This window comes from Bradyrhizobium sp. 142 (genome assembly GCF_023074015.1).
Taxonomy (GTDB): domain Bacteria; phylum Pseudomonadota; class Alphaproteobacteria; order Rhizobiales; family Xanthobacteraceae; genus Bradyrhizobium.
In genome coordinates this window covers 1-14,103 of the sequence record NZ_JADPKQ010000013.1, presented here as the reverse complement: position 1 = coordinate 14,103, position 14,103 = coordinate 1, and the positions used below count along the sequence as shown (strand labels likewise).

Below are 14,103 nucleotides of genomic sequence, written 5' to 3'. Positions count from 1 at the left end.
CCCGGCCGACAACCTCATCAGCATCGGTCGCGTGATGGAACAGCAGTCACTCCAAAGGTAGTCCACTTCCAGCGCAATCTTGGCCTCACATCGCCCCGCCGCCCCCCGCCGGGGCTTCTTATTGTCTGCATGGTTGACCGCGCCCATCAGAACCGCGATTTTTGCGCCGGAGTGTAGCTCGGCGCTCAGCAGGCTTGGCTCCAGTTGGCGGCCTCTTGTCTGCCCCTGATCGCAGCGAAGGGCTCAATCCTCAGGGCGTTGGAGCTTGCCGCAGCGTTCTTGGCCGAGGGCCGCAGAGGTCGACATGCTCGGAACCGAGAGCGTAGCCCGAAATATCTCCAAAAGACGCACGCCAGACCGTGTTCGGATAGCTTCCGGCGCACACCAAATGTGTCGTATCGGATGCATAATTGACGCAGCGCTTTAGACACTGCCTCGCCAGCGCAGCTTGGCGATCGGGGCAGTTCAGGCCGGTTCTTTTGTCTTCGGCCCTCCCGGCGTCGTCCTCAAAAAAGCAGTCCCGCAACTGCGCATTTCCGGTCAACACGTTTACGCATTGAGCGGTCGCGTCGCCGACCTGTGCCTTGGTCGGCTTCACCAATGGGCACTCTGGGGGAATCTGAGCTGGGGCCACGTAGGTACGCGCTGGCCGGCGGGCGAGCACGGGGGCTCTGTGCTTGCGCACCGCGGACCCATGTGACGGCCCTCGAGGATCTTCGGCGCAGGCGATAGGAATGCATCTGGTCCACAGCGGACCGCTGCTCACGCACCGATTGGCGTCTGGCGCGCAGCCGGTGGGGCAACAGGTTTGCGCAGACGCGGGCGATATCACCGCATATGCCAAAACCAGGATTGGCACCTTGAGATGGCGCATGTTCCCCGCACCAGACAGCTAAGCGGCGCTCGACTTGTCCTTTTCAATCGCGCTCATTCTTTTCTTGTCATCTCCATCCTGGCCGCCAATGCCCGAGGAGGCCTTGTTACCGCCGCCACCTCCAGATCGGGAACCTTCCTCTCCGGAATGCGCGATCTTGGACCCCTTTGCGTCACCCGCGTTCTCGCCGGCACCCCCGCCAGAGTCCCCACCACTGCCGCCGGATGATGAATGCTCCTTGGTCGAGTGCTCCTTGGTCGCGCTGTCTGGATCATTGTCGAAGACTGAATGACTGCTGCCGCCGCCGCTGTATCCTGCTCCGTCTTGGGCGCCGGAACGTGCGATGGCTGTTGACGTCAACGACGTCGACAGGAGTAGACTCATCGCTGGCGGGGTTACGGCAGCAAACCTGCCACACGTCTTCAAGAACGCCCGGCGGTCTTCGTCTTCTTCTCTTGTGGGCATTAGTATCCCCTGGACTGACTGCGACTGTTTAACTTAAACCGAAATTAAATAAATTAAACCACGTTAATTGGTTCAATCACGAAAAGTTACGTTCTGGTTTTCCTGCCATTTGTTGTGCCGCCTGCCGCGCAGCGGCAGAAGTTCTGGATCAGGGTGAAGAACCGCAGCCACCACCCTTGGCGAATGCCGAGCTGCTGGATCCGGTTGGCGCTGAGGTATATTGCGGCAACAAGTCGGGGTCAGTCGCTACCATGCTGTATCGAATTTCGGTTGCCGTGGCGTGGGCTTCTCTTGCCTTTATCACCTACGCAAGTCTGTCTCCAATCCACGACAGGCCTCAACTGAGCAGTTCGGCCAACATCGAACACGTCGCGGCCTTTGCGTTCCTAGGTTTCGCATTTTGTGCCGCGTACCGGGACAGGATGACGCTGGTGTGCAGCGTGGTGCTTGGTAGCGCAGTGGTGCTGGAATTCTTGCAAAAGATGACGCCAGATCGCCATGCTAGATTGCTGGATGCGTCCGAAAAGGTCGTTGGCGGGTTGCTCGGGATTTTGCTCGCCAGCATCGCTTTACGCCTGATCGAGCGCTGGACGGCTGCGTCTGATGTCTAACGGTTCTTGCGGATTTGCCGCGTTCATGAGGCGCTGCGGACCACGCCAGCGGTCGCGCCGGTCTGGACCATTGGCGATTTGATCGATGCCGTGCTGCCGCTGGAACCGAACCGCGGTTGTTCGACTGCGATAGGAAGCTGTCAGCAGCAACTGCAACATTGCTCGTGCAGCCTTATACTTGCGCTTCAGGCCTGTATGCCCGGCGCCAGCCATAATTAGATTTCCCAATTGGTCCGACACGGATCACCGCCACACGCGGCCGCGCCTGGTTATCGCGCTGTCGAAAAAGCAAATTCGTTGGCAGTCATGACATGCCCGGCGCCTGAGAACGGTTATTTTCAAATAAGCAAGAATCCGCCACCAGCTCCGACGGAGAGCCTTCCGCACAAACCCGGCCATTTTCAATGCAGACTATGTGGTCTGCATCGAGCACGGACTCAAGGCGATGGGTAATAAGCAACAAGGTTCGGCCCTTCAACCGCAGCTGGATCGCACGTCGAACGTTTTCCTCCAGGGTTCGATCGAGCGCACTCATCGCCTCGTCAAGGATGAGGATCTTCGGATTGCGGACAATTGCACGTGCAAGAGCAAGCCGCTGACGCTGACCGCCAGAGAAGCGCAGGCCATGCTGCCCTATCCAGGTGTCGTATTTGTCGGGCAACGCCTCGACCACTTCTGAAATGCCTGCCACCCGCAGCGCTTGCAGAATCTCATCCTCGGAGGCGTCAGCCTTCGCCATCCGAATGTTCTCGATCACCGTACCTTCGATGAGGTCGACATCCTGGCCGGCGATTGCAAGCATTCCAAGCCAATCGGTTCGGCGGACATCTTCGAGAGGTCGACCGTCAACCCGCACAATACCTTCGGTAGCCGAATAGAGCCGAAGCAGCAGATTTACTATCGTGGTCTTGCCTGCCCCGCTGGCACCAATGAGCGCAGTGGTTTTGCCCGCAGGAATGTCAAAGGAAACATCTGAAAGAGCGGGATCAGATCTGGCATCATAGCGGAAAGTCACGTTGCGGAATGAAATACTGTCACTCAGCGTATTCGCAGTAAGATACCCGGCCTTCGGGTACTCCTTGTCATCTGTCGACAGCATGTGTCTGATGGACCGAAGCTGCGGCTCGATCTGCGCCATATACAGCAAGTTCCCTTCCAGATCTCGCATATGCGGCTGCAATCGATAGAGCAACGCGACCGCGGTCAGGCTCGTCGCGAAGCCGATTCCCCATAAGTCAGCGAACGCGATTACGACAAACAGCACGACAAGATACCCCACCTCCGTCAGAGGCGAGACCAGGGCGGATAGGCGCGCAAGCCGCAGCGCGACCTGTCGGGCCTGCGTCGAAGCCTGCTCGAAGCGCTTCTGGTGAATCTCCTCCTGGCCATATGCGCGGATCGTGCGCATACCCTGGAGTGTCATCAGCATATGCTCACCCAGTCTTTGATGAACCAGCTTTACGCCGGTGCCCAACTGCTGGATGGGCAACGAAAGATGACGCAATCCGGCCGATACAAGCATTGAGGCCGCGATGGCGAGGACGGTTACCTTGATCGAGAGCGCCAACAGAAAGGACGCGAAGAGAAAAATCGAACATGAGCTCACGATAATGCGGGTAAGGCTGGCGTATGCCCCGGAGATCACCCAGGTCTCGGTTCCCAACACCTCCATGAGGTATGCTTCGTCATGGCGTTGGAAGAACGAATACGAAGTCGACAGATACTGCAGATGAACGCGGTTGCGCGCGACTTCATTGATCTTCTCTCCAACACGCGCACTGATTAGTGTATTGATGAAGGAAAGAGCACCACGAGCAACAATGAGAAAGAGCAGAACGACAGCAGTTTCTGTCGAGCTGTGAAACCAGTTCACCGCATACCGGAGCGCTTCGCCCAGGAGGCCGTTGGTCGACGTCGCAAGCTCCACCTGCCCCATAGCGAAATAGAAGAACAGGAGCACGAGGGTAATCCCGACCGTCTCCGCCAACGATGCAGCCAACCCGAGGACAATCAGCGCTGGCGTCACCCAACGGGGCAACGGCGCAAGCTTGAGCAGCTTGAACAGTTCGACCAACGCTGCGCGGCGAGCGGCTCTCGGTCTTGCATTGTCTGCGTTCTCTGTCATGGCGATTGATTTGGATCGCCGATAGCAAACGACGAAAGCGGGTGTCGAACCGACCTGCGATGCTGATGACGCCATTTCCACCGGATTTCGGAGACGACATCCCGCGGCACATCGTGCACACAGACCCTGAGCGCCAGCAAGGGATTCCGTCTGCACAGGAGTCCAACGATTGAAGCGAAGTACCACAACTGACCGCTCGTCAGAGCCCTCCGGAGCAGCCAACGCGCATAGCTTCTGAAGCCTTGCTCAAGCAGCGGCCCGCGCCCGGGATGCCGCGTCATTATCTCATCGGCGACCAGCATCCACGACCGGAACATCCGGGGCATGTTGCTTGACATGTTGTTCGGAAGGTAGCGATAGCCGATCTGGTACTCCGGCACGACCGCGAAATGATACGCCTCCGCGACACGGCAATAGAACAGCAGATCTTCGCAGCCTTCAGCGCCCGATGCCCGGAGTCCGCTCTCGAAACCTCTTGCAACTATGAGGGCTTCCCGGCGAACCAGTGCCGAGCTGCCGTTACCAATGAAATTTCCCTGACAGAGATAGTCTAGTACCTGGCCCGCATGGAACACGGGATCGGACCTGGCACTTACGCAACTATCGGCGTCGATCCAATCATACCAGCTATAGACCAGACCTGTCCTTTTGCCTCCATCGAGCAAAGCCCGAAGTTGTTGCTCAATCTTGTCGTGCGTCCAGAGATCATCGGCATCAATGAACGCGACGAAGTCCGCGCGCGCCACCTGCCAGCCCGCATTCCGGGCGGCCGCCACCCCTGCATTATGCTGTTCTATGATGGATATTCGAGGATCCTCAGCCAAATTCCGCCGGACGACCGTAATGGTATTGTCGGTGGAGCCGTCGTCCACGACTATGATTTCCAGCTCCCGATGCGACTGGGATCTGACGCTGCGAAGCGTCTCGTCGATCGTTGCACTGGCGTTGAAGGCGGGAATAACCACACTGACCAGAAGCGCACCTATACTCATTGATACTGCTCCAGGCAGCGCGCGAATGTGTCCAGCGTAAAATCTCCTCTGACCTCGATTCGCGGCAGATCCAACAGATTGTCCTTCAGTGTTGCGGCCCGCCCGACCGTGTTGAACAGAGTTTTGTAACCACATTCGGCGGCGAGAATTTCAAGCCGCTGATCGATAGAGCCAAAAGGCGCGGCAAGCGACGTTATCGATCGCCCAAGCCACTGTTCCAACTGGGCGCGAGATCGCGTCAGTTCCTCGGCGAGACCCCGGGTCGCAAGTTGCTCGCTCCGCGGGTGACTCGCCAAATGACTGCCAAAGGATACGCCTTCGGCGGCAAGCGTGGCGATCCTGGTCGGCGCAAGCAGCGAAGCGGGCTGTCCAAACGGCGCATCCCACTCCGCTCGCTTTCCTACGAAGTCGGTCGCAACGAATACCTCTGCCGAGAAATCGTTTGCCTGCAGGATCGGCCACCCATGCTCGGCGAAATCTTCGTAGCCATCGTCGAAGGTGATCAGCACCGGCCTGCCGACGAACGGATGATTGTTTGCCACGAACCAGGCGAGCTGATCCGAATTGATCGTGTGGTAGCCATTTCGGCGTAGCCACAGCATCTGGTGCCCGAACGCATCCGGAGACAAGCGGTATCGCGCCAGTTCGCCTGGTCCTTCCGCCGCAATTCGGTGGTACATCAGGACCGGAGCGTGCGTGCGTCTTTCGGATTGCGCGACGTCAAACCTGCGCGCCACGGCCCCACCCCACACGATGGACCGCGCAACCTCTACCTCGATCGGCGCGTCGATCGCCGCGCATTTCACCTGTGTGTCAGCGAGCGCTTCGCCCGGGAGTAACCGCCTGAACCGATCGATACGGTACAGCTCCGTCTCGATCGATGTCTCCAGGGCAAGTCCGGGTACGCCCTGGATAATTCGCGTGATCGTCTCCGCCCCATACGGACTCTCCCAGTCGAGCCCCGTTCGCGACATGTTGTCCTTCAGCACAAAGGTATGGGTCGCCACAAGGTAACCGCCAGGACGCAGCGCCTGCACCAATCGCTTCGCGACCGATTCTAGTTCGGCCTCGTCATCAAGGTAGTAAAGGACCTCGGAGCAGACGATCAGATCGATGTCCAGTGGGAGCGGATCGGCGGACAAATCCAGTTGACAGAATTCAATATTCTGATGCCCATTGCATCGGACACGAGCGCGATCGAGCGCCTTGGTCGAAATATCGGCGGCACGGAGGCGTCTGACCCTGCGGGCCAATTGGCGCGTGAAGTGTCCTTCCGCACACGCGAGCTCGAGCGCGTGATCCACTGGCTGGTCTGGAAGAAGCTCGAGCTGCCGGGTGTACTTTTCCTGTTCATACGGCGAACCGTAGTTCCAGGGATCCTCTTGCTCGAAGAGATCCTCCCAAAATTGCTTGCGTGCGGTGTCTCGCGATCCTCTGGCACATCGCGTCCGACTGCTGGAAGCGGAGATACGGGGGATGGCACGCGACTGCGCCTCACGTGAAGCCCGCGAGGCCAACTCGCGTAGCCGCCCCCGGTGAGTATCTCGGCCGTCTCGTATGAAAGATCGAACCCGTTCGGTCCGCTTGTGGAGTGCGATTTTCGCCCGCACCAGGCTTCCGATCTGGTCTTTGACCTGCAAATGAACGAGGCCATTTGCAGCCAGCGAGATCCAGAAGCGGCCGCCGACAATGCCGAGGACACCAATATCGACCAGCGTCAGGATGCGCGGGCCATCGCAGAGATAGACGTAGAATCGATCAACAGTCCCGATTGGGCGGATAGGGCGGATATGGCGAAGGTCAACGCGCGTGCCGAGCGTCAATGTGAAGACCCTGGGCGCCGAAAGGTCGTCATACTCGAGCACTTTCCGCTCAAACCTGTATTGGCACTTTCGCCCCGCCGCGGGATCGTTCCACGCACGACCGATTGCCAAGATGAGGCCGGTTACGCCCTCCCCGTACTGCGGCCACCGTTCCGCCAACTTGGCAGGCACCGTTCTTGCCCCGACCATGACGGCTTCGAGCAGGACGGTGGTGATCTCGTCCGCCGACGTCTGGGTCTTTGGAATGTCCCTGAGCGTTTCCAGCGATGGATCGCTAGCGTTCCTGCGGCCGCATTCAAATCCGGCACACCAGAGCGCGAAATACGCGTACGCTGCCGCGGCGCTGCCGTATGCAGTTGATGCTCCACCCCGATGTGCGGGTGCCGGCTCGCTGACGCGATCATCGATCGAAAATCCGCGCGCAATGACCACCTGCGCGTCGGACAGCATCCGTTTGACGTCTCGTGTCAGAGAACGGTCGCTTGTTCGATAATAGCTCAATTTCTCATCGACATGGATCCACCTGCCGCCGCAGCGAGCGATCCGTTGCCACAGGTCCCAGTCTTCGCACGTGCGGAGACTGGTCTGAAAGCCACCGACCTTTGCGACCGCGCTCTTTAGGACGAGCACGCCATGGATGAACGTGGCACATGTGCGGGCGAAACGCTCAAATGCGTTGTCCTGTATGGACGGGTCGCTCCGAACCGGAGTCTCACCACCGTCCGGCATGACCCGGCAACCATTGCAATAGGCGGCCACTGCCGAGGAGTCGAGATCCAGCGCAGCATTCATCCGTGCGAGGAAGGATCGATCGATCCAGTCATCACTGTCCAGGAAGAGTATTCGTTCGCCGGTCGCGTTGGAGATTCCCTTGTTGCGCGCACCAGACGCTCCGCGAGCGTTGGACCGAAGGGCCACAAAGCGAGGATCCCGCGCCGCATATTCAGCAATAATTTCGAAAGTGGCATCGACTGAATCATCGTCCACGACGAGCGCCTCCCAGTTAGGGACGCTCTGTGCGAGCAGGCTGTCAAGTGTTTCAGCGAGGGTCTCTTCAGCATCCCGAGCAGGGATCACAACGGACGTAAGCGGATAGGCTATCATCTTCGAAGCCTTCGACGATGATAGAAGAGCAATCCCGCGAAATATCCCGTTATCTCCTCCTTAAAAAAGCGATCGCGAATGCTGCCTCTCTCCATCAATTTACGAAGGAGCCGATGCAAATACCAGCGTGGCTTGTAGAAATAGGCCAACGACCGGTTTGCCGCGATCCCCGTTCGCTCATACTGCACCAGAAGCGCGGCCGCGTGGCCACGCATGTAGTGATAGATCTGGCTGGCCAGACCATCCATCGTCCTTCGATGGAAATGGAATGCGACCGAGGCAGGAGTGTAGCGACACGTGTAGCCGCGCGCGAGTAATCGATACCAGTATTCCGAATCTCCCGAGCAACCGGCCTGGCCGACATCCAGTCGCTCATCGAAAAATCCGATAGCCTGAAATACCTCGCGCCGGAACGCCATACTCGCGCCGGCGCCAATGTCCCACGCCGGAAGAACCTGGCCGCGATGCGATTCGAAACGTAAACTGTCGTAATCCTGTTCGCGATAGCCCTTGCCAAATCCCCAATAAGTCTCGAAGTGTCGTTGCGCCTCAGTCGCGAGTTCAGCCGGAAGGACAAGCCCCGTCACCGCGCCGATTTGGGGAGAATCAAATGCGCACATCAATTGCTCCAGCCAGCGCGGGTGGAGCACCACATCGTCGTCGGTGTAGGCCACAATGTCGCCGGTTGCGCAAAGCGCGCCGGCGTTACGCGCAATATCCAGGCCTGCCCTCTCCTCGCGAACATAGACGGCTCCCGCAGCCAGCGCGACTTCCCGCGTCCGCTGATCGCGCGACGCATTATCGATCACGATGATTTCTCTCGGAGGATGGCTCTGTCGAGGCAGCGACGAAAGGCATTTGCCCAGTTCATCTGGGCGGTCGCGCGTGCAGATTACAACGCTTGCGGAGAGCTCCACTTTCGTTGGTGTTCTCATTCGGGACTGGACAGCTGAAAGAAATTCGTCGTCGATATGCTCTATTCTGGCGTCCGTCACCTGACCTTCATGCACGAGCACGTGACCAATCGGCTGGTCGGCGCGCCAAAACACCGTCATGCCCTCGTCCGGCTGCGCTTGCATAACGTCGGCAACCGACGTCACGGATACATGCATGACGCCCTTTCCCAACCCCATGCCTTCAATGGATGAGCAATTGGCCGCCATGATGCAGGCCTATGCCGGAGGATGACGATCGCGCCACCTGAGCGCAGTCTCGATGATGAAATCGATCTGGGATTGCCGGGGCGTCCAACCGAGCTCTCGCTGCGCTTTGGCGAAAGAAGCAACGAGCATGGGCGGGTCTCCCTGACGACGCGGGCCACGGCGCACGACCGGATCGTTCCTTGTGACGCGCGTCACGGCCTGGATTAATTCGAACACGCTTGTGCCAATCCCGGTACCGAGGTTGAAGACATAGGTTCCATCTCGACCTACCATCATCTCACCCGCAAGTAGATGCGCCTGTGCCAGATCGTTGACGTGAACATAATCCCTGACGGCACTGCCATCCGCCGTCGGAAAATCTGTACCCAGAATCGTAAAAGGCCGATCAGGCCGGCGCGCGGCTTCAATCGCGAGCGGAATGGCATGCGTCTCCGGCTCATGCCGCTCACCGAGCTCACCGTCCGGATCGCAGCCTGCCGCATTGAAGTAGCGCAGCGAAACCGACGACATTCCGTACGCGCAGCCAAACCCTTCCAACATGCGCTCGATGATCATTTTGGACCATCCATACGGATTGATTGGTCCCTGTGGATGCGTTTCGTCTATCGGCGTGCGAATGGGGATCCCGTAACTGGCGCAAGTGCTGGAGAAAAGCAAGCGCAAGCAGCCAGCTGCCCGCATAGCGTCCAGGAGAGCAAGTGTTCCTCCCGTGTTGTTATCATAATAGATTGCCGGATCGGCCACGGACTCGCCAACATAGGCCAACGCCGCGAAATGCGCGACCAGGTCCGGCTTGTACATTTCCAGCGCCGCGCGCACGGCAACCGAATTGCGAATGTCACACTCGATCAGTGGTCCCCAGCGCACGGCATCAGGCCAGCCCCGGGAAAGATTGTCGAGCGTCACGACATTCCACCCCGCCACTGCAAACGCCTTACAGCAATGTGAGCCGACATAGCCGGCGCCACCGGTGACAAGCACGGTTTTCTTCATTCCGCCGCATCCGAACGGTGCGCAGTCATCAAGGTTTCGAAATACGCAATGGTCTTTACCAGGCCGTCCCGCAACAAGACCGATGGAGCCCATCCCAACGTGTGCCGTGCCAGCTTTATGTTAGGTTGCCGCTGCTTAGGATCATCGACCGGAAGCGGCCTGAAATTGATTTTGGATCTGGCCCCTGTGAGTTCAACCACGAGCGCGGCCAACTCCACCATTGTGATCTCAGCAGGATTTCCGAGATTCATCGGACCGACAACTTCGTCGCTCGTGTTCATCAGCCTGACGAGACCATCAATCATGTCGTCAACATAGCAAAATGATCGCGTCTGCTGTCCGTCGCCATAGATCGTGATCGGCTGATTAGTTAGCGCTTGCACGATGAAATTCGAAACGACGCGCCCGTCGTACGGCCGCATTCGCGGACCATAGGTATTGAAGATGCGAGCAACCTTTATCGAAAGGTTGTGTTGACGCCGATAGTCGAAAAACAGCGTTTCGGCGCAACGCTTGCCTTCGTCGTAGCACGAGCGCGGTCCGATTGGATTAACCCTACCCCAATACGTTTCATCCTGCGGATGACTCTCGGGATCGCCGTAAACTTCCGAGGTTGATGCCTGGAGAATTTTTGCCCGGATTCTCTTCGCCAGTCCAAGCATGTTGATGGAGCCGTGCACGCTCGTCTTGGTCGTCTGAACGGGATCGTACTGGTAGTGAATGGGACTGGCCGGGCATGCCAGATTGAATATCTCATCAACTTCCACATAGAGAGGAAACGTGATGTCGTGCCGAATTATTTCCAACCGAGGAGAACTCAGCAATCCAACAAGGTTCTCCCGCGTGCCGGTATAAAAATTATCAACGCACAGGACCTCATTTCCCGCGCCAATTAGCTGTTCGCACAAATGCGAACCTAAGAAGCCGGCGCCGCCCGTTACCAGGATCCGCTTCCTTCGAGCGAACAATGCCTAACTCCTTAACGCAAGCGCGGTATCCGCCATGAGGTTCAGTCACTCCGAACTGCTTAGCTTTCCAGTCAAAAACCTGTGCTCGGCATGGAACTCTGTGTCGTTCGCTCGCTAAACCTAACTTGAGCTATTCCGATACGCGACCCGTCGCCACTTTCAGACTCCATTGCAAGCGGCCTCCACGTCACCACAATACTTAACGTTCTCGGTTCTGAGGATGGCTGTTTTGTGTCGAACAAGGCATGTTGGCCTGCGGCGACGCGAGAGTTCCGCACTTCAAGGAGGGCGACGCGCCAGCATAACGGATGTCGGCCCGACGGCCGGTGGAAACGAGAGGTTGAGAAACGCCCCCAAACGCCAGTTGGATTTGCAGGAAACAGTAGGCTGCCGCGGGTAAATCTCACCCACTGCGTCGGTCAGACGCATTCGAGCAATGCATTGGGGGACTCACCGATCGAACTCCCAGGGAATTCCTGGAGAGCCCGCCCTGGGAGGCTTGCCCGGAATCTGACGGCGCTTCGGCGATGGGTGCGGCTGAACTTTGGACATGACGTGGCATTGGGGTGCGCGTTCAGCGCACTACGCGACCAAGCCAGCGCAGGCGCTCCCAGAACGAGAGAGCAAACATATACCGATTGGCAGACCGTCACGGTGTTGAGATTGGCAACCTGCGCGACTTGCGGCCTTCGCGCCAGAGAACTCGGGCACGCGTAGCGCAACACCAGGTCGACGAACCCAGGCTTCGAAACGCCGGCATGGCCCGCAGCCGGCCCCGCAAAGTGAGAGGCTCCCTTAGCTCACGTTCCAGCGTCTCCGGCCGGTCAAATGAAAAGACGCGGCGCGATACCGGATCGGGGTCGGCGGCGTGGTCGCGAAACAAGGTCTCCGAGCCTGAGGCTACATATTCGAATCGAACCTGGCCTTCCTCGCGGACGAGATGCTTCGGCACATCCGCGATGTAGCGCGCCGCCTGCTAGGAGTAACCCGACAGCGTCGTCCCCTCCGCCTTGGCCTCGATCACGCCGCAAAGCTTTCGACCTACGAACAAACCATAGTCTACAGGACCGGAAGTCGTCTGGAACTCGCGAACCGCCACGCCCAACGCGGCGCCAAGGTTCATTTCGGCTTTGGACTGGATCAGCCAACCGCATGCGATGAGCCGGCGGTCGATCAAAGACCGGGCCTTGTCCTCGGGATGGAAGGGGAAGTTTATGCGGGAAGCACGGCCGCGACGCAAATCCGCGTCAGCAATAGCGAGTTGATCGGTCGGCGCGTTTCCGCACAAGCTACCGCAACGTGTGGTCGGGAAGTCGAATCTCGCCAATTGCCAACCAACCCACTGGTTCTATTGCGATCCTTGGAAACTCGAACTTCCGAGCTACGGTTAGGAAGCAGAGGGCCGGTTTGGACTTTTTCCAGGGCGGCAGAACTATAGTCGTTGCGGCGTGCACGGCCTCAGTAAACAAGCTGCCAGCAGGCCTCAAGGGTTCAGGCCTACTGGCCCAAAAAGGCTACGCATGGTAAATGGCCCGCGCGGGCAACAAGGTTTTGTGTACCCTAGTGTGTACCCCTACAGCAATGCGACCTTAACCTAGTCAGCTAAGCTATTGTAAAGACTAAAAATGCCGGCTTAGCTCAGCGGTAGAGCAGCGGTTTTGTAAACCGAAGGTCGGGGGTTCAATCCCCTCAGCCGGCACCAGCGATTTAGCCGACACAGCGGTCTTACCGCCTTTGCCCCCATCGATAAGACCATATGGGGAGGCCTCAGGACGCCCGGCAGGCGTTCCAATCAACGCTGCCAGCCGTCCACGGGTCTCGATTGTGTAAGGCTCCCCGGAAGCCCGCCGCTAATTTGCGACGGGCAATCTAAAATCAATTCTGTACGTCGGCTGCGAGCAACGAAAAATAAGCATTGAAGTCTGGCGCGACCTTCAGCCCGCCAATGATCTTTGCGTTCAAATGCATCGCTGCTAGCTGCAGTTTTGGTGCAAACGGATCGGACAAGGGAGCGAGGCGCGCCCAGTGCCCCTCGGACACATTGTCGTCAGGCGTGCGCACGACTTGATCGAGACGGTCGGCTGTGTCTGGTTTGTTGGGTCTGCGGCAAGTAGCTTCGTGGAAGCGGCGGTAAGAGTTGATTTGGGATAGGTAGTAAATTCCAGTTTCGTGTTCACTAGAGTCTTTCTGTTGTGCGCACAAAAAAACCGGCGAGCGCTGCCGGGCGGAATCACAGAATGTGATTTGTAAGCGGATCAACCTGACTTAGCGCGCGTCGTTCTGCATGCAGATAGACCGATCCGAACGTCGCTGGTGTCAAAGAGCCGCGGCTTCTGAGCAAGCTTCTTCAGATGACGTGCATCAATCACAAAAAGTCATCCTCGTCCCAACGGACGACTGCTCCACATCGCGGGAATCGCCGGGGCCCCGGTGGGCGGCTGCCATTGATGCCGCCGTTGTGACGGCTCGTGAAAGTTCGTGCCGATTGCAGCCTGCGCGGCCGGCCTTACGTGAACACGCGTGCCAGCTTCCTTGGGAGATGATGCGATGCGTTCCTTTTTGAGCTTAGGCTTTCTCATTGCCCTATGTGCCTCGGCAAATGCCGCGACGGCACACCACCCACACCGCAAACACGCAGTTGCCCGTCAGGATCCTGGCGTGATCATGAGCCCCGTTCCCTATGGTGCCTACGCCGGGCCTCGTCCACCGGTCTACTTCAACGACCAACCGGATCCCCTGGTGGATAAACCCTACAAGAACTGGGGGGGCTAGAGCATGATTCGGAAAAGTGTGCAGCGGTTCTCCGAAAAGATCATGCGCAAACAATAACCTGGTTCACTTCGTCCGAACAGCCACCCGGCTTGCCTCCCGCAGCTGCCTAGCTAGTCTTACTGAGTCAGAAAGTCGCGATCTTTGATCCTGGAATTGCTGGTATTTTCGGGAGATTCGTTTTTCGGCATGGAGAGCTGGGATGGGTCACCCAAG

General features: G+C 58.2%; 9 protein-coding genes, 1 tRNA gene and 1 pseudogene. 2 read left to right on the top strand and 9 right to left on the bottom strand.

The window, feature by feature from the left end; translation table 11 throughout:
- Positions 1-1,138: 1,138 nt before the first annotated feature.
- Positions 1,139-1,339: pseudogene (locus IVA82_RS01315) on the bottom strand (hypothetical protein); the annotation flags it as partial.
- Between the two features lie 176 nt (positions 1,340-1,515).
- On the opposite strand from IVA82_RS01315, the gene IVA82_RS01310 reads away from it, so the two are divergent.
- Complete coding sequence (locus IVA82_RS01310; RefSeq protein ID WP_247382370.1) at positions 1,516-1,950, top strand: VanZ family protein; 435 nt, start codon at positions 1,516-1,518, stop codon at positions 1,948-1,950.
- A gap of 304 nt (positions 1,951-2,254) precedes the next feature.
- Here IVA82_RS01310 and IVA82_RS01305 read toward each other — a convergent pair whose 3' ends face one another.
- The 7 genes from IVA82_RS01305 to IVA82_RS01275 all read right to left on the bottom strand — a co-directional run bounded on the left by IVA82_RS01305 (position 2,255) and on the right by IVA82_RS01275 (position 12,445).
- Positions 2,255-4,024 (bottom strand): ABC transporter ATP-binding protein, encoded by a 1,770-nt coding sequence (locus tag IVA82_RS01305; RefSeq protein WP_247382369.1) that lies wholly within the window; start codon positions 4,022-4,024, stop codon positions 2,255-2,257.
- 47 nt (positions 4,025-4,071) lie between these two features.
- Positions 4,072-5,067, bottom strand: a complete 996-nt coding sequence (locus IVA82_RS01300) for a glycosyltransferase family 2 protein (protein WP_247382368.1) — start codon at positions 5,065-5,067, stop codon at positions 4,072-4,074.
- Positions 5,064-7,994 carry a trifunctional glycosyltransferase/class I SAM-dependent methyltransferase/polysaccharide deacetylase gene (locus IVA82_RS01295; RefSeq protein ID WP_247382367.1) on the bottom strand — a complete coding sequence of 977 codons (2,931 nt, stop codon included), beginning with the start codon at positions 7,992-7,994 and terminating at the stop codon, positions 5,064-5,066. The genes IVA82_RS01300 and IVA82_RS01295 overlap by 4 nt, the downstream gene beginning before the upstream one ends.
- Positions 7,991-9,157 carry a glycosyltransferase gene (locus tag IVA82_RS01290; RefSeq protein ID WP_247382366.1) on the bottom strand — a complete coding sequence of 389 codons (1,167 nt, stop codon included), beginning with the start codon at positions 9,155-9,157 and terminating at the stop codon, positions 7,991-7,993. The genes IVA82_RS01295 and IVA82_RS01290 overlap by 4 nt, the downstream gene beginning before the upstream one ends.
- 9 nt (positions 9,158-9,166) lie before the next feature.
- Positions 9,167-10,150 (bottom strand): UDP-glucose 4-epimerase GalE, encoded by a 984-nt coding sequence (galE, locus tag IVA82_RS01285; RefSeq protein ID WP_247382365.1) that lies wholly within the window; start codon positions 10,148-10,150, stop codon positions 9,167-9,169.
- Positions 10,147-11,118 carry a UDP-glucuronic acid decarboxylase family protein gene (locus IVA82_RS01280; RefSeq protein ID WP_247382364.1) on the bottom strand — a complete coding sequence of 324 codons (972 nt, stop codon included), beginning with the start codon at positions 11,116-11,118 and terminating at the stop codon, positions 10,147-10,149. Before IVA82_RS01280 ends, galE begins: the two co-directional genes overlap by 4 nt.
- Before the next feature lie 976 nt (positions 11,119-12,094).
- Complete coding sequence (locus IVA82_RS01275; protein ID WP_247382363.1) at positions 12,095-12,445, bottom strand: hypothetical protein; 351 nt, start codon at positions 12,443-12,445, stop codon at positions 12,095-12,097.
- A gap of 300 nt (positions 12,446-12,745) precedes the next feature.
- On the opposite strand from IVA82_RS01275, the gene IVA82_RS01270 reads away from it, so the two are divergent.
- Positions 12,746-12,820, top strand: a tRNA-Thr gene (locus IVA82_RS01270).
- Between the two features lie 173 nt (positions 12,821-12,993).
- Here IVA82_RS01270 and IVA82_RS01265 read toward each other — a convergent pair.
- Positions 12,994-13,179: a hypothetical protein gene (locus IVA82_RS01265; RefSeq protein WP_247382362.1), complete on the bottom strand. Its 186-nt coding sequence runs from the start codon at positions 13,177-13,179 to the stop codon at positions 12,994-12,996.
- Positions 13,180-14,103: the final 924 nt, after the last annotated feature.